Genomic DNA, 20,024 nt, shown 5'->3' on the forward strand with positions numbered 1-20,024 from the left:
ATGATCGACCTCTACACCTGGATCACCCCGAACGGCCTGAAAATCTCGATTGCGCTGGAGGAACTCGGCCTGCCCTATATCAGCCACGCCATCGACATTGAAAAAGGCGAACAATTCTCAGCCGACTATACCCGCGTCAATCCCGGCTCGAAAATCCCGGCAATCATCGACCGCGATAACGGCACAGTTCTAGCGGAATCGAACGCGATTCTGATCTATCTCGCCGAAAAGGCCGGGCGTCTTCTGCCTGCCTCCCCTGCTGCGCGGCTGGCAGTCACCGAATGGCTGATGTGGCAGGCCGCCAATTTTGGCCCGACACTCGGTTATGCCCATTATTTCCTGACCTACAATACCGGACAGGCACCCTTTGCCGAGGCGCGTTTCGCCTCGGATACGGAGCGCCTCTACCTCACACTGAACCAGCGCCTGACGGGCCGGGAATTCATCGCCGGTGATTTTTCCATAGCCGATATCGCCATCTGGCCATGGGTCTCGCGTTTCGCGCGCCATAAAATTGACCTCGACGATTTTCCGGCGGTACAGCAATGGTATCGCCAGCTCGGACAGCGCGAAACCTTCCGGCGCGGTTACCGCGTGCCTTTCGCAACATCCGATGTACCGGGTCTTTAACCCGCTTTAGCAGGCGACAAGGTGACCGGGCGAGACCTCACGGTACTCACGCGGTTTCACCACGTAATCGATCGCGCGGATCGGGCTTTTCAGCTCGTCATTCGCGGCATTTCGCCGGGTGTTTCTGCGGTCCGGGTCCGGCACCGGCACGGCGGCCATCAGCTTGCGGGTGTAATCATGCTGCGGATTGTCAAACACCGCCGCACGCGGGCCGATTTCAACGATCTCGCCGAGATACATTACCGCTACCCGGTGGCTGACGCGCTCCACCACCGCCATGTCATGGCTGATGAACAGGAAGGCGAGATCGAGGCTTTGCTGCAGATCCAGCATCAGGTTGATGACCTGCGCCTTTATCGAAACGTCCAGCGCCGAAACGCTCTCATCGGCGACAATCACCTTCGGCTGGAGCGCAAGCGCGCGGGCGATACAGATACGCTGACGCTGGCCGCCGGAAAATTCATGAGGGTAGCGCGCCGCCATATCGGGCGAAAGGCCGACCTTCGCCAGCATATCGGCCACAACATCCTTTGCCTCGCGGGCGTTTCCCATGCGGTGCTCCAGAAACGGTTCGGCAATCGCCGCACCCACCGTCATGCGCGGGTTGAGCGAGGCATAGGGGTCCTGAAAGATCATCTGCACCGTTTTGCGCATCTCGCGCATGCCTGATTTGTCGAGGGCGAGAATATTCTCGCCATTAACCATCACTGAGCCGGCATCCGGCTCGATCAGCCGCATGATGGCGCGCCCGGTGGTCGATTTGCCGCAACCGCTTTCGCCGACCAACGACAATGTCTCGCCGGCCCTGAGATCAAAGGACACATTCTCCACCGCATGCACGCGGCCGCTGAGCCGCCCCAAAAGGCCGGAGTGAATATCGAAGCGCTTGGTCAGCCCTTCTACCTTGAGCACCGGCTGGGCACTCGCGTCAACGGTATCGCCGGGCCGCGCCGGCTGCTGCGTTTCGCCTGTGGTGGTGTTGACGATGGGAAACCTGAGCGGTCTTTCCTCACCCGTCATGGAACCCAGAACCGGAACGGCGGACAAAAGCGCGCGGGTATAGGGATGCTTGCCGCGATGAAAGATATCAGCGGTCGCGCCAACTTCCACCTGCTCGCCGCGATACATGACAACGGTACGATCGGCGATCTCAGCCACCACGCCCATGTCATGGGTGATGAACAGAACCGACGTGCCTTCCTCCTCCTGAAGCGTCTTGATGAGGTCAAGGATCTGGCCCTGAATGGTCACGTCGAGTGCGGTCGTCGGCTCATCGGCGATCAGCAGCTTCGGCCGGGATGCAAGCGCCATGGCGATCATCACGCGCTGGCGCATGCCGCCGGAAAAGCGATGCGGATATTCATCGAAACGCGATGCGGCTGAAGGAATACGGACCTTTTCGAGCAGCCGAACCGTCTCCGCCCTCGCTTCGGTTTTCGACATCGGCTGGTGGCATAACAAGGCCTCGGAAATCTGGTCGCCGATGGTGAACAGCGGATTGAGGCTGGTCATCGGCTCCTGAAAGATCATGGCGACCTCGTTTCCCCTCACCTGCCGCATGGCATCTTCGGAGAGGGACAGCAGGTTGCGTCCTCCAAGCAGGATTTCACCCTCCACCCTGCTGCTTTCACGATCCAGCAGCCGCATGATGGAGAGGGAGGTAACGCTTTTACCCGAACCGCTTTCACCGACGATCGCGACCGTTTCACCCGGCCCGACATCAAAGGAAATATCACGAACCACGGGTTTCCAGCCGCCATCCACGTGAAAGGACGTGGTGAGATTGCGGACGGAAAGCACGGCATCTTCGGCACCAACGGGTGCGGCCTGCGGCATGGTCATGATCGTTCCCTTCTTGTCGTTAGGTTTTGGCGGCGCAAGCGGTCAAGCCTAGTCCGGCCAGCGCAGCATGCCGTCGAAGCGGTGTCGGCTCCGGTCTTCGAAAGGTGTTGCAATCACCTCGTTGGAGGCACGCGCCTTGTCCAGTTCCTCGGCCAGACGAGACGCCACGATGGTTTCCTGTCCGGGATGCAGATTGCATGGGTCGAGATAGAAATAGCGATGCTCTACCTCGTGGTCGCGGGTGATGATGGGAGGATTGCCCCTGGCCAACGCCGTCGTCAGGTCCCAGGCAGTGATATGCGCTTCTTCGGCATCGATGATCACGCGCAGCCTGTCGAGCGGGTTATTGGTCGGATCCGGCTCGATGAGCGCGGTCACGCCCGGGCGGCCATCCAGCGTTTCCTTCCAGAGATTGAGATATCCGGTCTCGCGCTCACGGATGCCGGCATGGTCGCGCTTTTCCCAGGCTTCCAGTGCCGCCATAACGCCATAGATGCTTTCCTTGCCGACCTTCATGCCGCGGCCAATGCCCATATTTTGCAGGAAGGCGTGGCGCACCAGTTCCTTACTTCCGGCCACGATGCCGGAGGTGGGGCCGCCGAGAAACTTGTGGCCGGAATAGAGTACAATATCTGCGCCGGTGGCCAGAAACAGCTCCAGATCATATTCGGACGCCGCATCCACGATAACCGGAACACCCTTGGCATGGGCGATCTCTACGAATTCGGAAAGATGCAGCAGGCCGTAATTCACGACATGGTGCGAGATGACATAGACCGCCGCCGCCGTCTTTTCGGTGATGGCGTTTTCCATGTGGAAGCGATGGGTCGATGTGGCCTGCCCGACCAGCACCACCTTGCCGCCGCCAAGCCGGATCGCCTGATCCACCGGCGCGCCGTAGCTCACCACATGCCCCATCTGCACCAGCACTTCGTTCTTTTCCGGTGCGATATCAGGCAGCTTTTCGATGGCCAGGAGATTGTTGCCGGTGATGGCGCCGGCAACAGCAAGGCTGATGCCGGAAGAGCAGGAAGCAGTGACGAAACCAGCCTCGCCGCCCGTCAGTCTCGCGATGATCGCGCTTGCCTTGCGCTGCAGATCGTTGATCTCTACGAATTGCGGCAGGATCGCCGCCATGGCCTGCACCGCCTCTGGAACGACGACGGAAGCACCGAGCGACGTCATGGTGCCCGAGACGTTGATGACCGGGCGAAGGCCGATCCTGCTTCTGATATCCTCGGTCATGTCTTTCTCCTGTCTTTGCGATGCGATAGGCATCGACATATATGCCATAATAATGTAATAGCTTCTCAAAATTCATGAGGAGCCCGAAATTGGACGCCCATAAACTGGACGAATTGTCTTCACACGCCTTGTCCGCGAGCAAGGAAAACCCGGACGCGAAGGTGGCCAAGCGCTCGCGTGTCAGCGGCATTGATCGCGCTCTTCAGGTGATTGATTACCTTTACGAAACCGGATCGCCAGCTGGCGCTTACGCCATTGCCAAGGCGATCAAGGCGCCACTTTCCACCGTCTATGTGATCGTTGACGATCTGGTCGAAAAGAACATGTTGGCGCGCAACGCCGAAGGTAACATATGGCTCGGCGCACGGCTTTATCACTACGGCCTTGCCTATGCCCGCTCGCTGGATTTCATGGGTGTCGCCACCCACGAAATGCATGATCTGTGCCGCCATGCGGGTGAGACGGTGCAGCTTTGCGGTCGCGACGGTGACCATATGCTGGTGCTCGCCATGGCGGATGGCCCCAGCCATTTCCAGGTTGCCTCGCGCGTCGGCACCCGTGTTCCATTGAACTGGACGGCATCCGGCCGCCTGCTCGTTGGCCATCTGCCGGAAGAGGAGCGCGTCGAGCTTTTCAAACGCTGCGCCCGCACGTCGCCCACCGGCCGTGCGGAAATCAATCCGGAAGCGCTTTCTCAATCGGCAGGCACGGCGTTCCGTGACCGGCTGTCGATACAGGTTGCGGAATCCGACTACGCTGTTGCCTGCATCGCCTCGCCGATCTGCGACACCAATGGAGAATGCGTGGCGACGATCTCCATCGTGCTGCCGGAACAGAAGGTGCTGGCGGACGAAAACCACTATACCGAACAGGTCAGGGTTTCGGCCGAAAGGATCGAGAAGCTGATGGGCTGGCGCAACCATTGAACGGCCTCAATCCCTAAGGGCGATGATGGCTTCTATCTCGACGGTGATGTTGCCCGGCAGCGAACCGAACCCCACGGCGGAGCGGGCGTGCTGCCCCGCATCGCCGAACACATCGATGAAGAGATCCGAACAACCGTTGATGACGCTTGGATGATCGCGGAAATCGCTGACGGCATTGACCATGCCCAGCAGCTTGACCACCTTCTTCACCCGCGACAGATCCCCAAGCGCCTCATGCATGACGGCAAGAAGATTGATGCCGGTTAAACGCGCATGCTGGTACGCCTCGTCCAGCCCGATCTCGGCTCCGACCTTGCCGGCGTACAGGTGTCCGTTCTCCTCCCTCGGGCCCTGCCCCGAAAGATAGAGCATGTTGCCTTCCACCACATGCGTGACGAAATTGGCGATCGGCGGCGGTGGCGGCGGCAGCGAGATGCCGAGCGCGGCAAGCCGGTCGTAGGGCGAATGACGCCCATCTGCCTCAAGCGAAGACTGTTTCACGCGAATTCCTCATAATACCGGGACGGGTATCCCTATTCTTTGCGGAAGACGGAGAGCATCCCTCCCCGCCGCTCCAGTCGGTTCAGCGCCAGGAATAGCCATGGCTGTGGCGCACGAGCTTGCGCGCTCTTGGGACATAACGGCTGGCGGCAATGGCCTCCGCACCGATCACCGCATAGCGCGGCTCGAACAGCCGCTTGAGACGCGAAACGTCGCCATTGGAATCGGTCGCCTCCAGATCGGCATCGACAAGATCGAAAACCGTGAAATCCGCACGCTGGCCAACATCGAGGCGGTTTTCCATGTCGAGGCGGATGATGGAGGCCGGATTGCGGGTGACGGCCTCGACGACATTTTCGAAAGGCATATCGACCGAAAGCAGCTTCGACATGGTCGTCGCCAGATCCCAGACGGGGAAATTCATCGAATGGCCATGCAAATCCGTGGAGATCGAGAAGGGCAAAAGGCCGCGCGCGATCGCCGCTTCCGCCACCTTGAAGGAGAAGGATGCACCGCCGTGGCCGATATCCAGCCGGATGCCTTCCCCGGCGCAGCGCTCCGCAAGGTTGAACAGGTCCTCGTCTTCCATGATGCTGGAGCCGGACTTGCCGTTGAAGCAATGGGTCACGACATCGCCGGGACCGAGAATTTCCAGCACCTCATCGTAGAGCGCAGGCGGTTCACCCACATGCACCATCATCGGCACTTTCAGGATCTTGGCGATCTTCTTGCCGAGTTTGACCGGCGTAACACCCCAAGAACCCGTAATGACATGGCTCGCCCGCACCTTGAGGCCAACGATATGTTCGCTGTTCTCTGCATAACATTCAAGGATGCGGTCGAGGTCGATATCCTTGATATCGCGCAGTTCCGGCACCCGGTTGCAGGCGACAAGCCCGATGGAGCCGAGATTGAGGAAGGCCTTGATGCGTTCCTTCGATGGTTCGATGATATATTCGCGAAAACCGTGGAAATTTGCTTCCCCCGCCGAACCGGCATCCACCAGCGTCGTCACGCCGCGCTCGGCCCCGCATTCTGACGGGCGGATGGAGATATCGGTGCCGCCATGCCAGATATGCACGTGCAGATCCACCCAGCCGGGCGAGACGAATGCGCCCTTTGCGTCGATGCGCTGCGCATCCGCCGGCGCCTGAAGGGCAGGCCCAACCGCCACGACCTTGCCATCGCCGCCGATCAGGATATCGGTCTGGGCCTGTGCCCCCCCCTTTTCGAAGCCGACGGGTTTCACATTGGAGAGAAGAATGGGAGCTTGAAGAGGCGTTTTTGCCTGTTCACCGGACGTCATATTACAAATCCCTTCGCAGTCTTGGGTCGAGCATGTCCCGCAGCCCGTCGCCGACCATTTGCAGCGAGAGCACGGAAAGAATGATGGCAAAGCCGGGGAAATAGGTCATCCAGTCCGCCTGGCCGATATATTGGCGGCCGGCAGAGATCATGGTTCCCCAGGTCGGAATTTCGGGGCTGACACCCAGCCCCAAAAATGAAAGGCCGGCCTCGGCCAACATGGCGCTGGCGAAAAGGAAGGTGCACTGCACGAGGATCGGCGAGATCAGATTGCGCAGCACATGCCGCGTCATGATGTGGAAGGTGGAGATGCCGAGCGCCTTGGCCGCCTCCACATAGGGCAATTCCCGGATAACCAGCGTCGAGGCGCGCACGATGCGGGCAAGGCGCGGCGAATAAACGACGGCAAGTGCAATGATTACCGTCGTCAGCGACGGCCCGAGTGCGGCCACTAGCGCGATGGCCAGCAAAATATCCGGAAACGCCATCATGGCATCGATCAGTCGCGCGATCGGCGTATCCAGCTTCTGGAAGAAACCGGCAAGCAGGCCGAGCGTGATGCCGATCAACGCCGACAGCGCCACCACGGCGGCCCCGACCAGAAGCGACAGCCTTCCCGCAAAGATGGTACGGGAAAAAACGTCACGGCCGAACTCGTCGGTGCCGAACCAGTAGAGTTCGCTCGGCGGTTTCAGACGGTTGACGATCGACAGTTTCGACGGCGAATAAGGCGCGATCATCGGCGCGAAAACGGCGAGCAGCACGAAGACGAGCAGCACGATCAGACCGGCTGCGACCGTCTTGCGCTTCAACAGACGCCGAATGAACAGGATGGTCGGGTTGCGCGCCGGCTGGGCGGTGGAGGTGATATCGGCCATCAGTAACGAACCCTCGGATCGACCAGCAGATACAGCATGTCGATGGCAAAATTGATGAGCACGTAAAGCCCGGCGATGACGAGAAGCGCGCCCTGAATGACCGGATAATCGCGCCTCAAGACGGCTGACACGACGAGATTGCCTACGCCCGGCAGGCCAAACACGGTTTCCGTAACGACCGCGCCGGAAATCAGCACGGCGGCGGTGAGACCAAGCACGGTGAGGATGGGGATGAGTGCGTTCTTCAGCGCGTGTTTCATCACCACCCGGCGTTCCTTGACGCCCTTGGCTCTGGCGGTGCGGACGTAGTCGTCGCCGAGAACGTCCAGCATCGAGGCGCGGGTAAAGCGCAGAATGAGGGCGGAAGAAACGAGGCCGAGTGCGATGGCCGGCAAGGTTAGGTGATACATGCGCTCGAGGAAGCTTGCGCCCGGACCGCCATATCCCGACACCGGAAACATATCGAGCCGGACGGCGAAGAACTGCATGAGGATCAGGCCAAGCCAGAAGCTCGGAATGCTCGCCGCCAGCATCGCAATGGTTGTCGCTGCCTGATCCACGAAGGAACCGCGCCGGTAAGCGGCATAGATGCCGATGGGAAGCGCGATGGCACTGGCGATCAACAGCGAAAAGATCGTCAGGAAGAAGGTCGGTTCCGCCCGATCCAGAAGCGCCGATCCAACCGGCATGTTGAGGAAGATCGACTGGCCGAGATCGCCGCGCAGCAATTGCCCGATATAGTAGACATATTGCACGCCAAGCGACTGATCTAGGCCAAGTCTGGTGCGCAACTCCGCGATGTCCTGTGCCGAAGCGTCCGGCCCGAGCATCACCGCCGCCGGATCCCCGGGCGTGACGCGCAGGATGATGAAAACGATGGTGACGACGAGAAACATCACCACGATCATTCCGGCAAGTCTCTGGAAAATATACCGTATCACGTATGAATGCTCCGAAGCGCGTGATGGGCCGCTCTCAGGCGACGGTTGAACAGAGTTGTCGACGAGTGCCGGTAAACCCGGCGCTCATGGCTGGAAGACTCCCGCCTCCGTCATGCCGGATCTGATCCGGCATCCAGCCACCGCGCGTCTGCGTGGTGAAGGCGTCCTCTTTCGGTCAAAGACTTAATCGCGCTGGACCCCGGATTTAGTCCGGGGGTCACGGAGTGCGGAGCGGTCTTACTTCGTAACCGAAGCATTCCAGAAATAGGGCCAGGGAGCCGGATCGACGCCATCAAGCTTGTTGGACTTCGCCGCCACGGCGTTGAAGTCGCCGATCTTGATGAGCGGCAGCTCGTCATAGATCGTCTTCTGCACCTTGGCCCAGAGAGCAATGCGCTTCTCCGGATCAGCCTCCGAGGTGAAAGCGTCCACCGCCGCCTTGCGCGTCGGCGTGTCCCACCAGCCCGGCGAACCTGTGGAAAGCGCGCCAATCAGCGCCGGCTCCGGCAGGAAGGGGCTGTGGCTGATGTAGATATCCCAGAGCTTCGGGTCGGCACGGCGCTGTGTCAGCGTCGCCCAGTCCACCACCTGCATATCCACCTTGAAACCTGCAAGCTTCAGATACTCCGCTGCCACCTGCGCCATTTTGTAGTGGAACTCATACTGACGGCTGGTGAGGATGCGCAACGGCTCGCCATTATATCCGGCGGCCTTCAGCTTTTCGGCTGCGGCCTCCGGGTTGCCGACATTATAATTGCCTTCGACGCCCTCTTCCGAATGCCAGGAGAAATTGGACGGATAGTAGGCGCCATCAAGCGCATAGAAATCCGTGCTGCCGAACGCCGCCGCCAGCATGTCCTCCATGTTCAACGCTTCGGTCACCGCCTTGCGGACCTCCAGCTTGGAAGACAAACCTTCCTTGGTATTGAATACAAAGACCGGATAACCGAAGGGCTTCAGCATCAACGGCTGCGAGGCCGAGGAGGACTTCACCTTGGCGAAGGATTCCACCGGAATGGAATCGACGTAGTCATACTGGCCGGAAACAGCGGCCTCGACACGGGTATTCGGATCGGGAACCGGAACGAAACGGATTTCATCGAGATACTGATGGCGCGCACCGCCATATCCGTCACTTTCACCGTCACGAGACTTGTAGCCGTCGAAACGGACGAGCTGGATATATTGGTCCGCCTTGCGTTCCTTCAACATATAAGGGCCGGTGCCGACAAATTCTGTCATCGGCTCAGCCTGCTTTTCAGCGGGCAGAATGATGGCTGCGGAGTTGTTGAAAGCAAGCAGCGAGGTTAGCGGCGCATAGGGCTGCTTGAGGGTGATTGTCACCGTCTCGGCATCAGGCGCGGAGATATTGTCGATGAAACCGGCGACCTGTTTTCCGCGTGATGCGATCTTCATCCAGCGGCCAAGCGAGGCGACGACATCTTCCGAGGTCATATCGCTGCCGTCATGGAACTTGATGCCCTTCCGCAGCTTGATTGTGTAGGTTTTGCCGTCCGCACTGATGTCAGGCAGGCTTTCCGCCAGAAGCGGCGTCACCTTCCACCCCTTGTCGAAGGTATAGAGCGTTTCGAAAATATGTTGCGTGACAATACCGACGAGATCGGCCGTCGAGGCCATGGGATCGAGTGTCGGCGGCTCGCCGATCGTGGCGACATTGATGACACCGCCCTTTTCCGCAGCCATCATCACGCCCGGCGCTAGCATCAAAGCGGCAGTGGCGAGAAATGCAAGTTTACGTCTCATTGTTAAGCTCCCAGCTCTTGGTTCCGACCTTATGAGTTCCATTATTATGTTATACCAATCTTTATAACAGAATAACTCGATAGGGCGCCTTGTCAATGACAATGCGGCGCGAGGAACGGTTTCCAAGACAGCCGAAATGGAAGACGGGCCTTCGCAAGAGGCGGAAACGGAACGTAAGTCGATGGAAAAAAGGCTATTTCGCCCGAAACACGGCGCGCGGAAAACACCGCTGCTGCCAGCCGGAACTGCGGAAACTAAGGCTGGCTTTCAACTGGAAAAGGAAGGGGAGGAATTAAGAGGCTTTGATATTTCGCATTTGCGAACAAAGTGCTATTGAGGATCAGACCAAAACCAGATTACGACAGACATAATCTCGCATTCTTATTAATCGTTACGTTATTCGCCTTCCCAGCCGTGTTTTTAAGGGCTGCAGACAGACCAGATATTMTAAACCGCCGAGCTTTATTCCAAGGCGGGTTATAAATTTTTATTACGTTGAAATTATTGAGGAAATCATGAAGACGGCAATCGTGCATGACTGGCTCACCGACAGAGGTGGGGCCGAAAAAGTGCTTCACAACCTTCTTGAGATCTATCCTGACGCGGATCTCTATTGCCTTGTCGATTTCATGAGCGATCGAGACCGGGGCTTTCTCGGTGGCAGGCCGGTCAACACCTCCTTCATCCAGAAACTGCCTTTCGCTCGTAAAAAATATCGCTCCTATCTGCCGCTGATGCCGCTGGCCGTCGAACAATTTGATCTCAGCGGCTACGATCTGGTGATTTCCTCAAGCTACGCCGTCGCCAAGGGCGTTATCACCGGACCCGGCCAGTTTCACGTCTCCTATATTCACAGCCCCATCCGTTACGCCTGGGATCTCCAGCACCAGTACCTGAAAGAATCGAAGCTTAGTCGCGGTTTCGCCTCGTGGATCGCCCGTGCCGTTCTTCACTATATTCGCATGTGGGACATCCGCACCGCCAATGGCGTCGATCTCATGACGGTCAATTCCAAATTCATTCGCAGCCGGGTTCGCAAATGCTACGGACGCGACTCTACGGTTATTTATCCGCCCGTGGATACTTCCCATCTCTCCCCTTCCGACCTGAAAGGCGATTATTTCGTCACTGCTTCGCGGCTGGTGCCTTACAAGAAGGTCCACCTCATCGTAGAAGCCTTTGCAAAAATGCCCGACAGACGACTGGTCGTCATCGGCGACGGCCCGGACATGAAACGCATCAAGGAGATCGCCACTCCCAATGTCGAGATCCTCGGCTTCGTCGGCAATGACGAGCTTCACAAATACATGGCGGAAGCCAAGGCATTCGTCTTTGCTGCCGAAGACGATTTCGGCATCGTCCCGGTTGAATCGCAAGCGCTTGGAACACCCGTCATCGCCTATGGAAAAGGCGGTGTACTAGAGACCGTTGTTCCTCTCGGCGCCTCCAATCAGCCAACCGGGCTTTATTTCCGCGAGCAAACGCCTGAAGCCATCTGCGCTGCGGTGCAGGAGTTTGTCGATAACTCCGACAGTTTCGACAAGAACGCCTGTGTCGACAACGCCGCCCGCTTTTCAAGTGAACGCTTCCTGCGAGAATTTGCCGATACCGTGAATTTCGCGCTGGCTGAACGGGCCTGACATGCAATTTTCAAGGTCGAATATATCCATATTGGATATACTCTGTTGTCTTCGACAGAGACACTCATAGGTCAAGCAAGTGGCGTCACCGGCATTCTCTTATCCAGCGCAGGCTCGCCGTCGCCTTGTCCGCAATGCAGTCGCCGTGCATAATGATTCCTCGTTGTGAGCGAGGCGGCCCTGACCGGCCTACCTCATGAGTGATTTGGTCTTTGTACAAACAGAGGAATATCACAAATTGGTATCTAGTAAATACCAAATCGTGATATTTATGCGGAATTATGAGCAGGAAACGCGTCGAGCCAAAGACGCCGTTGGGAAAACGGCTGACCGAGGTCCGCGAAGCACTGAAATTTGAAGAGCGTGAGACATTTGCTGAGGCACTAGGCCTGACAGTTGCAATGCTTGGTTACTATGAACGGGGCGACCGTATTCCCGACGCTGGCGTTTTGGCTCTCTATCGTGAGCGGTTCGGCATCAATATAAGTTGGCTCGTGGCCGGTATGGGCGACATGTTTGACACAGCGCCAGCGGCACCTACTCTTGCCTACGACGTTGCCCTGCTGCAAAAAATCAGCGACCGGGTCGAGACGATCTTCGCGGAGTGTCGCCAAAAGTCGCCTACACGGTCTACAATAACGGAGGCCGCGCTTATTTATAACGAACTGGCCAAAACCATATCGGACATTCGCGACGTCCAGATGGTAGAAGCAATTTTACCCGTACTTCTGCTACGCTTCAGGGAGCGTATAACAACACCAGGATCGGGACTCGGCAAATGCGAATCTTCAAGTTTTTAATATTAAGCATATTTATACAGCTGCCACAATAGACAGATTTTTAATCTCATTCAATACTTCCGATACATGATTAGTACTTCATAATAAATTTTGTATCCATATCAAATAAATAGCTCACTAAATTCTAAATAATTTTAAAATTTACATTAGGTGTTTTCATGGAAGATAAGGCGTTGCGTGATCACAGCTATGATATAGCCAAGGGTCTCGGCATAATTATGGTTGTCTTTGGTCACGCGGAAAGAGGTTTGAGTATTTCCGGTATGCCGACGCACTTCAGCCTTATGGGCTTTATTGACTATACGATTTACACCTTCCATATGCCGTTTTTTTTCTTCGTTTCTGGACTTTTTTTCTCCGAAAAAAATTTCGGCCCGACGGATTTTCTTACCAAACTCGGAAAGAATATCGCTTACCCTTATCTGTTCTGGTCAATTCTGCATGGCAGTCTGATGGTGGCTATGGGTCGTTTTGGTCTCACTAACACGACCATAGATTTCACCCGTGTCCTCGAAATCCTGTGGAACCCGATCAGCCCCTTCTGGTTTCTCTACGCATTGTTTTTCTGCCAACTTGCATCATATATTTTCGTTCAGGTGCCTCCGATTGTCCGCATGGCATTTGCGCTTGCCCTCTTCACACTTTTTTATCTGCACAGCCAGTCTGTTCCCTTGGATATCGCATATGGGCTCGTCTATTTCACACTTGGCACTGTTGCCAAGCAATATGGTTTTCGGCAGAGGCGATACACGGTACACTCATTTCTCGCGCTTCTCGTCGCCTTTGCGATTTCCACCTATTTCTCGTGGCAAACCGAAATTCCCGAACGGCTTCCTTTCCCATCCGCAATTCTCGGCATATTCCTGATTATCGCAATTTCGCAGGCGCTTGTTATTCGCGAAAGCGCGATTTCGTCGATGCTCAAGACACTCGGCCAGTTATCTGTCGGCGTGTATGTCATGCACATCATCGCTATAGGCTTTGGCCGAGCTGTCGCGGTGAATCTTTTCCACGTCACGGATATGGCGAGCTTGCTAGCGATCACGACCGTTATCGGCGTTGCCATACCGGCCATCGTACAGATGGCCGCTATCCGCTTAGGGATCCAAGAGTGGCTGGCGCTGCCGGCCTCCGCCCACCGCAAGCGTGAAACCAGCGCCGCAGGCCAGCCGGGGAGACTGAGGATCGGCCGCTGATGCGGGGAAAAGATACTTTAAAACAACCAATTATCATGTTTTTAAGTCAAACATGAAAGAAACTGGACAAGCGTGACAAAACTGCACTAGCGCTATGCGGTAATCGCAGTGATTATGCCGTCCGATTGAATATTGAAGAACGATGATACTGACGCCATTCGGGTTCGTGAATATTGTGCATGTTACGGATTTTCCGGCGCAATCGAGCGACGACTTAACTTGAAGCATCGCCTTAAGTTAGGCAATAAGCCTGATGCCAGCGTAGACATTTCGTGACACGATTCTGCTGAACGGATGTAATGCCCGGTTGAGATTTGATTTACCGGTGTCAAATATGAAGTGCCGATTTTTATAAAACTATACGATGTCCGGTTTGTTTCTTTTTTCGGACGAAATTTATTTTGAGGACCAAATGCGTTTATTGAATGTTTCGATTCTGCTTGCCTCCGCAGCACTTGCGGGGTGCACCGTGACCGCGGCATCAGGCCCCGATGCGGCAACAATCGAATCCAACGCTTCAGTGAAATTCAGTTCCAAGGACAAAAAGAAAACTGCGGGCGTTGACTACGCTCTTATCGATATCAACAGTTCCGTCCTGAACTATGTCGGCGATACCACCACCGCTACCCTGCTCGGCAGTTTCGGCGGCGGCAAGGGTGGTGTTCCGGCGTTGCCGATGGGCGTTGGTGACGTGGTGCAGGTCGCGATCTTCGAAAGCCAGGCGGGCGGACTTTTCATTCCAAACGATGCGGGCAGCCGTCCCGGCAACTTCATCAGCCTGCCGAACCAGACGGTAGACCGGGAAGGCAATATCAGCGTTCCCTATGCCGGCAAGATCCGCGCAACAGGCCGCAATGTCGAGGATGTTCAGAGCGAGATCGAGGAGCGTCTGGCCAACCGGGCCATCGAACCGCAGGTCCTCATCACCAAGATTTCCAGCCGCTCCGCACAGGCATCGGTGCTTGGCGACGTCAAGGAGCCGACGAAGGTCCAGCTTTCAGAAGCGGGTGACCGCGTTCTCGACGTCATCTCCTATGCAAAAGGCCTCAGCGCCCCAAATATCGAATCCTATGTCACGCTGATCCGTCGCGGCAAGACCGCGCGCGTCAACTACAATCACCTTGTCAGCACGCCTTCCGAGAACATCTATGTGGTTCCGGGCGACACGGTCATGGTGGAGCGTGAACGTCGCACCTATCTCGCTTTCGGCGCCTCCGGCCTCAATGGTCGTTTCGAATTTGAGGACGCCGCGCTGAAGCTCTCGGATGCATTGGGCAAGGCGGGCGGATTGCTCGATTCCCGTGCCGACCCGGCGCAGGTCTATGTCTATCGTACCGTCAAACGCGATCTTCTTGTGAAGCTTGGCATCGACATGTCCAAGTTCCCGGGACAGGAAGTTCCGGTCATCTTCCGCGCCAACCTGCGCGATCCTTCAACCTTCTTTGCCACCACGAAATTCCCGATGCAGGATCGCGATATCATCTACGTCACCAACTCGCAGGCAACCGAACTTTACAAGTTCCTGGACCTCGTCGGCTCCGTTCCCGCAACGGCCGGCAACGTCTCCGAGGATGTGCTTGCGACGCGCAACGCCATCCGGGCGTTCTGATCCTCGGCAACTCGCCGCTCCTGTTCAAAGCCGCCCCGGAAACGAGGCGGCTTTTTATTTTGGTCACGAGTGGGGTCAACTGTCATGCGTCGAACCCGGCGACTGTCATATGCCCAAAAGCGCCACAACCCTTGTTTCGCAAGGCAACATGACGGCAGATATCGTCGCCGCCATTACAAAAGTTTAAGGTGATTTTGCAGCGCATTGGGTGTCTTGTGGGAGCTAAAGCTGCTCCCAGGGCTTGCCGAACATGTTCGGGAAACATGTATTGCTCTCACTTTGCGGAACCGTCAGATGAAACGTTTCTGGACCGCCCTCAGCGTTCTCGCCATCGCAGCCGCCGGCGCGTGGTATTTTAAAGATCGCCTGCCCCTTGATCAAATTCCCTACCTCAAACAATTCGCCAGCGTTTCCCCACATGCAGAAACGGCAACGGCCGATGGATCTGCCGGCAAGAAGGGCCAGACGTCGCAGAACGGTCAAGCCGGCCAGCAGACAGGCCAGAGGCAAGGTGGCGGGCGGCGCAATGGCGGGCCGCCTACCGTCAGCACCATCGCCGTCAACAAGGCGACGTTGCCAATGGATGCTACTGCGACGGGATGGGCGGTTGCCGCCGACATCACCAATATAGCGCCGCTTCAGGCCGGTCTCGTTACGGAAATCTCCGCGAAGGACGGCCAGCATATCAAGGCGGGTGATCTGATCCTCAAGATGGATGACCGTATAGCCCGCGCAGCCGTCGACAAGGACAAGGCCAATATCGCTGCCGATCAGGCAACGCTGGAACAGACGGAAGCCGCCTTCCAGCGCGCCGCCAATCTGGTCAAGCAGAGCGCAGAGTCCCAGCAGGTGCTGGATCAGGCAAGGGCAGCCCGGGACAGCGCCGCCGCAAAGATCGATGCCGACAAGGCGACGCTTGCTTCCGACCAGGTAACGCTCGAACATATGGAGATCCGTGCGCCCTTCGATGGGCGACTGGGCGATGTTACCGTCAGCCCCGGTGCCTATCTCAGCGCTGGCATCAATATTGTGACGATCACGAAATACGATCCCATCTCGGTCAGTTTTCGCCTGTCGCAGCGCTACCTGCCGCAATTGCGCGAAGGCGTTCAGAAGGACACGGCGGTCGATGTAGACCCGGCGGCAACCGGCGGCGAGCCCATGAGCGGCATGCTGCGTTTTTACGACAACGTCGTAGACCAAACGTCCGGTACCGTACTTGCCAAAGCGGAATTCAAGAACGATCGCGGGCTGTTGTGGCCCGGCCAGTCCGTCAACGTCACGGCTCATTTCGTCTCCGACGCGGAGATGATCGTCGTGCCGACGGTTGCCGTGCGGCCGGGGCCGAAGGGTAATTTCGTCTACACCGTCGATGACAACCACCGTGTTCATATGACGACCGTGGAAGTTGCCCGCTCCAACGGCGATATGACAGCCATTGCCAGCGGCCTCACCGGCGGCGAGCATGTGATCATCGAAGGCCAGTCGGGACTTGCCGACGGTCAACAGGTGGTCGAGCAATTCTCGGACAAGGGCGGCGCGGCCGCCAATCTGGCCGCCAATATTTCGCAGCAGGAACAGGTGGGTAACCCATGATCCCGAATTTCTGCATCAACCGACCCGTCGCAACCACCCTTCTCGCCATCGGCCTCGTGCTCGCCGGGCTTGCCGGTTTCCGCCTGTTGCCCGTCGCTGCGCTGCCGAAAGTCGATTTTCCGACGATCAGCGTTTCGTCGTCGCTGTCGGGCGCCTCGCCGCAAACCATGGCCACCTCAGTCACCACGCCGCTGGTGAAGCAGTTCGAGACCATTCCGGGTGTCAGCGAAATCAGCGCCACCAACACTCTGGGCAACAGCTCCATCGTGCTGCAATTCGATCTCAACCGTGACATCGACGCAGCGGCAGCAGATGTTCAGGCGGCGATTTCGCGCGCACAGCGGCAGTTGCCAAGCAACATGACGACAACGCCGAGTTACCGCAAGACCAACCCGGCCGATGCGCCGGTACTGCTGCTTGCCATCAACAGCAAGGAGATGCCGACCAGCAAGGTGGACGAAATCGCCGAGAACATCATCTCGCCGCTGCTTTCAACCATCTCCGGCGTCGCGCAGGTGAGTATCTACGGCGCGCAGACCTATGCCGTGCGCATTGGCCTCGATCCCTCGCAGCTTCAGGCAAGAGGGCTTGGCGTCGATACCGTCACAACCGCCATCGCGCAGGCGAACAATCAGGTGCCCGTGGGCGCGTTGCAGAATGACAACCAGCGCCTGACGATAGAGGCAGACACCCAGCGCACCGATGCAGCGGCCTTCCGCTCGCTGGTGGTGGCGACAAGCAACGGTGCTTCCATCCATCTCGGCGATATCGCCAATGTCACCGACAGTATCGACAACCCCAATGCCGGCAGTTGGTTCGATGGCGAACAGGCGATCGTTCTTGCCGTGCAGCGCCAGCCGGACGCCAACACCGTTGATGTGGTGGATGCCATCCGGGCCAAGTTACCGGCGCTGCGTCAGCAATTGCCGCCATCGGTCAATATCAACGTCATGAACGACGCCTCGACTGCAATCAAGGACGCGATTGCCGACGTACAGTTCACGCTGCTCCTCACCATCGGGCTGGTGGTTGCGGTTATCTATCTCTTCACCGGGCATCTGACGGCGACCATTATTCCGGGCCTTGCAGTGCCGCTATCACTGATTACCGCCTTCGGCGCCATGTATGTTCTGGGGTACAGTATCGACAATATCTCGCTACTTGGGCTGACATTGTCGGTCGGACTTGTGGTGGACGATGCGATCGTCATGCTGGAAAACATCCTGCGACTGCACGAGGAAAAAGGCCTGACGATGCGCGAGGCGGCCCTTCAGGGCGCCGCGGAAGTCAGCGGCACCATTCTGTCCATGTCCATCTCACTGGTCGCAGTGTTCATTCCCATTCTGCTGATGGGCGGAGTGATCGGCAGGCTGTTTAACGAATTCGGCATGGTGGTCACGCTGGCGATCATGGCGTCGGCGCTGGTTTCGCTGACTGTCACGCCGATGCTCGCCTCACGGCTTTCGGGTCATTCCTCCAGACCGCCGGCCATCATCCGTTGGTTCGACGCCGGCTTCGAGCGCACGCTTCGCCTCTATGGCAAGGCCGTCGGCTGGTGCCTTTCCCATCGCCGCGTGGTTCTGGGCGCATTCCTGGCATCGGTTGCAGCATCGCTTTATCTGTTCGAGACTTTGCCTTCCAGCTTCTTCCCGCAGGAAGATATCGGTCGCCTTTCCGTGTCGACGCAGGCGCGTGAGGACATTTCCTATACCGCGATGCGCGATCTTCAGGCGCAGGTGGCCGATCAGATCCGCAAGAACCCGGCCGTGGTGCATGTGACCTCTACAGTCGGCGGCAACTCCCGCAACCCGCTGAATAACGGCTCGATGTTCGTGGAGCTGAAACCGAAGGAAGAGCGTGCACCGCTAAGCCAGGTATTGGCGGAACTTGGCCAGGCGACATCGAAGGTGGCGGGCATCCGCACCTATATCAATCCCCAGCAAAGCTTGCGTTTGGGCGGGCGCAGCTCCGCCAGCCAATACCAGCTCGTCATTCAGGGCCTGAATGCCGACGCGACCAATGAATGGTCGAACAAGCTGATGGAGGCGATGCGCCGCGACCGCACATTCGCCGCCGTCAATTCCGACGCTCAGAACGGCGCAATTGCGGCGACTATTTCGGTCGACCCGGAAAAGGCAGCCGCCTTCGGCATTACCAACGACCAATTGCGCAAGACGCTGGAAATGTCGTTCGGCGGTTATACGGCGGCGCAAATCCAGTCGACCGGTGATAGCTATGATGTGATCGTCGAATTCGACAGCTCGAAACAGTGGAATGACGATTTCCTGAGCGACATCAACATTCTCTCGGCAAAATCGGGTGTTCTGGTTCCGCTTTCCAACTTCGCCACCCTCACCCGCACGCAGGCGCCGGTGACCATCAACCAGACGGGCCAGCTCGTTTCTACGACCATCTCCTTCAACCTGCCGGATGGCGTGGCGCTTTCGGATGCGACGAGCCGTATTGACCAGATCAAAACCACCATCGGCCTGCCGCAGGACGTGTTCACCAGCTATGGCGGCACGGCGGCGATATTCCAGCAGAGCCAGGGCAATACCGGCATCCTCATTCTTGCGGCGGTGTTGACCATCTATGTGGTGCTGGGTGTGCTTTACGAAAGCTTCATCCACCCGCTGACCATCCTTTCCGGTCTGCCGGCGGCGGCTTTTGGCGCGTTGGTGGCGCTGAAGGTGATGGGCATGGATTTCTCGATCATTGCGCTGATCGGGCTGTTGATGCTGATCGGCATCGTCAAGAAAAACGCGATCATGATGATCGACGTGGCGGTGGAACTGATCCGCGAAAAGGCCGAACCGCCCACCAGCGCCATCCACGAAGCCTGCGTGCGCCGTTTCCGGCCGATCATGATGACGACCTTCTGCGCGCTGCTGGGCGCCCTGCCCATCGCCCTCGGCTCAGGCGCCAGCTCGGAACTGCGCCAGCCACTTGGTGTTGCCGTGGTCGGTGGTCTCATCGTCTCGCAATTGCTGACGCTGTTCATCACCCCGGTCATCTTCGTGGAAATGGACAGGTTGGGTACCTACCTCACCGGGCTGTTTTCGCGCAAGAAATCGGCCGAAAAACACGCGGAACCGCAAAAGCCGGAAGGTTCCAGCGAACCCGATTCCGTCGCGGCATAGATCGTAGATAC

Annotated in this window: 16 protein-coding genes; 9 read left to right on the plus strand and 7 right to left on the minus strand. The window is 57.6% G+C overall.

The window, feature by feature from the left end; genetic code table 11:
- Nucleotides 1-630, plus strand: coding sequence for a glutathione S-transferase family protein (locus AC1DCP_RS09850; protein WP_112152938.1), 630 nt, complete (start codon nt 1-3; stop codon nt 628-630).
- 6 nt (nt 631-636) lie between these two features.
- Here the strand turns inward: AC1DCP_RS09850 and AC1DCP_RS09855 are convergent, their stop codons facing one another.
- Nucleotides 637-2,472, minus strand: coding sequence for an ABC transporter ATP-binding protein (locus AC1DCP_RS09855; protein WP_413373099.1), 1,836 nt, complete (start codon nt 2,470-2,472; stop codon nt 637-639).
- Nucleotides 2,473-2,520: 48 nt separating this feature from the next.
- On the minus strand, nt 2,521-3,717 hold the full coding sequence (locus AC1DCP_RS09860; RefSeq protein WP_413373097.1) for an aminotransferase class V-fold PLP-dependent enzyme: 1,197 nt from the start codon (nt 3,715-3,717) through the stop codon (nt 2,521-2,523).
- A gap of 89 nt (nt 3,718-3,806) precedes the next feature.
- Here AC1DCP_RS09860 and AC1DCP_RS09865 point away from each other — a divergent pair, with 89 nt between their 5' ends.
- On the plus strand, nt 3,807-4,643 hold the full coding sequence (locus tag AC1DCP_RS09865) for an IclR family transcriptional regulator (protein WP_162691379.1): 837 nt from the start codon (nt 3,807-3,809) through the stop codon (nt 4,641-4,643).
- Nucleotides 4,644-4,649: 6 nt separating this feature from the next.
- On the opposite strand, the gene AC1DCP_RS09870 is transcribed toward AC1DCP_RS09865, so the two are convergent.
- The 5 genes from AC1DCP_RS09870 to AC1DCP_RS09890 form a co-directional block, all read right to left on the minus strand.
- Complete coding sequence (locus AC1DCP_RS09870; RefSeq protein ID WP_019564632.1) at nt 4,650-5,144, minus strand: RidA family protein; 495 nt, start codon at nt 5,142-5,144, stop codon at nt 4,650-4,652.
- A gap of 82 nt (nt 5,145-5,226) precedes the next feature.
- Nucleotides 5,227-6,450, minus strand: a complete 1,224-nt coding sequence (locus AC1DCP_RS09875) for an amidohydrolase/deacetylase family metallohydrolase (RefSeq protein WP_113291554.1) — start codon at nt 6,448-6,450, stop codon at nt 5,227-5,229.
- 1 nt (nt 6,451) lies between these two features.
- Nucleotides 6,452-7,327, minus strand: coding sequence for an ABC transporter permease (locus AC1DCP_RS09880; RefSeq protein WP_019564634.1), 876 nt, complete (start codon nt 7,325-7,327; stop codon nt 6,452-6,454).
- Nucleotides 7,327-8,268, minus strand: a complete 942-nt coding sequence (locus AC1DCP_RS09885; RefSeq protein ID WP_003510794.1) for an ABC transporter permease — start codon at nt 8,266-8,268, stop codon at nt 7,327-7,329. Before AC1DCP_RS09885 ends, AC1DCP_RS09880 begins: the two co-directional genes overlap by 1 nt.
- Nucleotides 8,269-8,505: 237 nt before the next feature.
- Nucleotides 8,506-10,032 (minus strand): ABC transporter substrate-binding protein, encoded by a 1,527-nt coding sequence (locus tag AC1DCP_RS09890; RefSeq protein WP_013761535.1) that lies wholly within the window; start codon nt 10,030-10,032, stop codon nt 8,506-8,508.
- 136 nt (nt 10,033-10,168) lie between these two features.
- Between AC1DCP_RS09890 and AC1DCP_RS09895 the strand changes: the two genes are divergently transcribed.
- The 7 genes from AC1DCP_RS09895 (at nt 10,169) to AC1DCP_RS09925 (ending at nt 20,013) form a co-directional block, all read left to right on the plus strand.
- Entirely contained in the window at nt 10,169-10,369 is a 201-nt protein-coding gene (locus tag AC1DCP_RS09895) for a hypothetical protein (protein ID WP_413373090.1), read from the plus strand.
- A 178-nt stretch (nt 10,370-10,547) separates the two neighbouring features.
- Nucleotides 10,548-11,672 carry a glycosyltransferase family 4 protein gene (locus AC1DCP_RS09900; RefSeq protein WP_003510798.1) on the plus strand — a complete coding sequence of 375 codons (1,125 nt, stop codon included), beginning with the start codon at nt 10,548-10,550 and terminating at the stop codon, nt 11,670-11,672.
- Between the two features lie 281 nt (nt 11,673-11,953).
- Nucleotides 11,954-12,472 carry a helix-turn-helix domain-containing protein gene (locus tag AC1DCP_RS09905; RefSeq protein WP_476774247.1) on the plus strand — a complete coding sequence of 173 codons (519 nt, stop codon included), beginning with the start codon at nt 11,954-11,956 and terminating at the stop codon, nt 12,470-12,472.
- A gap of 158 nt (nt 12,473-12,630) precedes the next feature.
- Nucleotides 12,631-13,668, plus strand: coding sequence for an acyltransferase family protein (locus tag AC1DCP_RS09910; RefSeq protein ID WP_081307310.1), 1,038 nt, complete (start codon nt 12,631-12,633; stop codon nt 13,666-13,668).
- A 412-nt stretch (nt 13,669-14,080) separates the two neighbouring features.
- Complete coding sequence (locus AC1DCP_RS09915) at nt 14,081-15,277, plus strand: polysaccharide biosynthesis/export family protein (RefSeq protein WP_013761539.1); 1,197 nt, start codon at nt 14,081-14,083, stop codon at nt 15,275-15,277.
- A 294-nt stretch (nt 15,278-15,571) separates the two neighbouring features.
- Complete coding sequence (locus AC1DCP_RS09920; RefSeq protein WP_025595710.1) at nt 15,572-16,873, plus strand: efflux RND transporter periplasmic adaptor subunit; 1,302 nt, start codon at nt 15,572-15,574, stop codon at nt 16,871-16,873.
- Nucleotides 16,870-20,013, plus strand: coding sequence for an efflux RND transporter permease subunit (locus AC1DCP_RS09925; RefSeq protein ID WP_112674627.1), 3,144 nt, complete (start codon nt 16,870-16,872; stop codon nt 20,011-20,013). Before AC1DCP_RS09920 ends, AC1DCP_RS09925 begins: the two co-directional genes overlap by 4 nt.
- Nucleotides 20,014-20,024: the final 11 nt, after the last annotated feature.

It is taken from the genome of Agrobacterium sp. 10T429 (assembly GCF_056393925.1).

What these genes read in the sequence shown, in the direction of transcription:
- AC1DCP_RS09850 (WP_112152938.1), top strand. Translation starts at nt 1, where the DNA reads ATGATCGACCTCTACACCTGGATCACCCCGAACGGCCTGAAAATCTCG.
- AC1DCP_RS09855 (WP_413373099.1), bottom strand. Translation starts at nt 2,472, where the DNA reads ATGACCATGCCGCAGGCCGCACCCGTTGGTGCCGAAGATGCCGTGCTT.
- AC1DCP_RS09860 (WP_413373097.1), bottom strand. Translation starts at nt 3,717, where the DNA reads ATGACCGAGGATATCAGAAGCAGGATCGGCCTTCGCCCGGTCATCAAC.
- AC1DCP_RS09875 (WP_113291554.1), bottom strand. Translation starts at nt 6,450, where the DNA reads ATGACGTCCGGTGAACAGGCAAAAACGCCTCTTCAAGCTCCCATTCTT.
- AC1DCP_RS09880 (WP_019564634.1), bottom strand. Translation starts at nt 7,327, where the DNA reads ATGGCCGATATCACCTCCACCGCCCAGCCGGCGCGCAACCCGACCATC.
- AC1DCP_RS09890 (WP_013761535.1), bottom strand. Translation starts at nt 10,032, where the DNA reads ATGAGACGTAAACTTGCATTTCTCGCCACTGCCGCTTTGATGCTAGCG.
- AC1DCP_RS09895 (WP_413373090.1), top strand. Translation starts at nt 10,169, where the DNA reads ATGGAAGACGGGCCTTCGCAAGAGGCGGAAACGGAACGTAAGTCGATG.
- AC1DCP_RS09900 (WP_003510798.1), top strand. Translation starts at nt 10,548, where the DNA reads ATGAAGACGGCAATCGTGCATGACTGGCTCACCGACAGAGGTGGGGCC.
- AC1DCP_RS09905 (WP_476774247.1), top strand. Translation starts at nt 11,954, where the DNA reads ATGAGCAGGAAACGCGTCGAGCCAAAGACGCCGTTGGGAAAACGGCTG.
- AC1DCP_RS09910 (WP_081307310.1), top strand. Translation starts at nt 12,631, where the DNA reads ATGGAAGATAAGGCGTTGCGTGATCACAGCTATGATATAGCCAAGGGT.
- AC1DCP_RS09915 (WP_013761539.1), top strand. Translation starts at nt 14,081, where the DNA reads ATGCGTTTATTGAATGTTTCGATTCTGCTTGCCTCCGCAGCACTTGCG.
- AC1DCP_RS09920 (WP_025595710.1), top strand. Translation starts at nt 15,572, where the DNA reads ATGAAACGTTTCTGGACCGCCCTCAGCGTTCTCGCCATCGCAGCCGCC.
- AC1DCP_RS09925 (WP_112674627.1), top strand. Translation starts at nt 16,870, where the DNA reads ATGATCCCGAATTTCTGCATCAACCGACCCGTCGCAACCACCCTTCTC.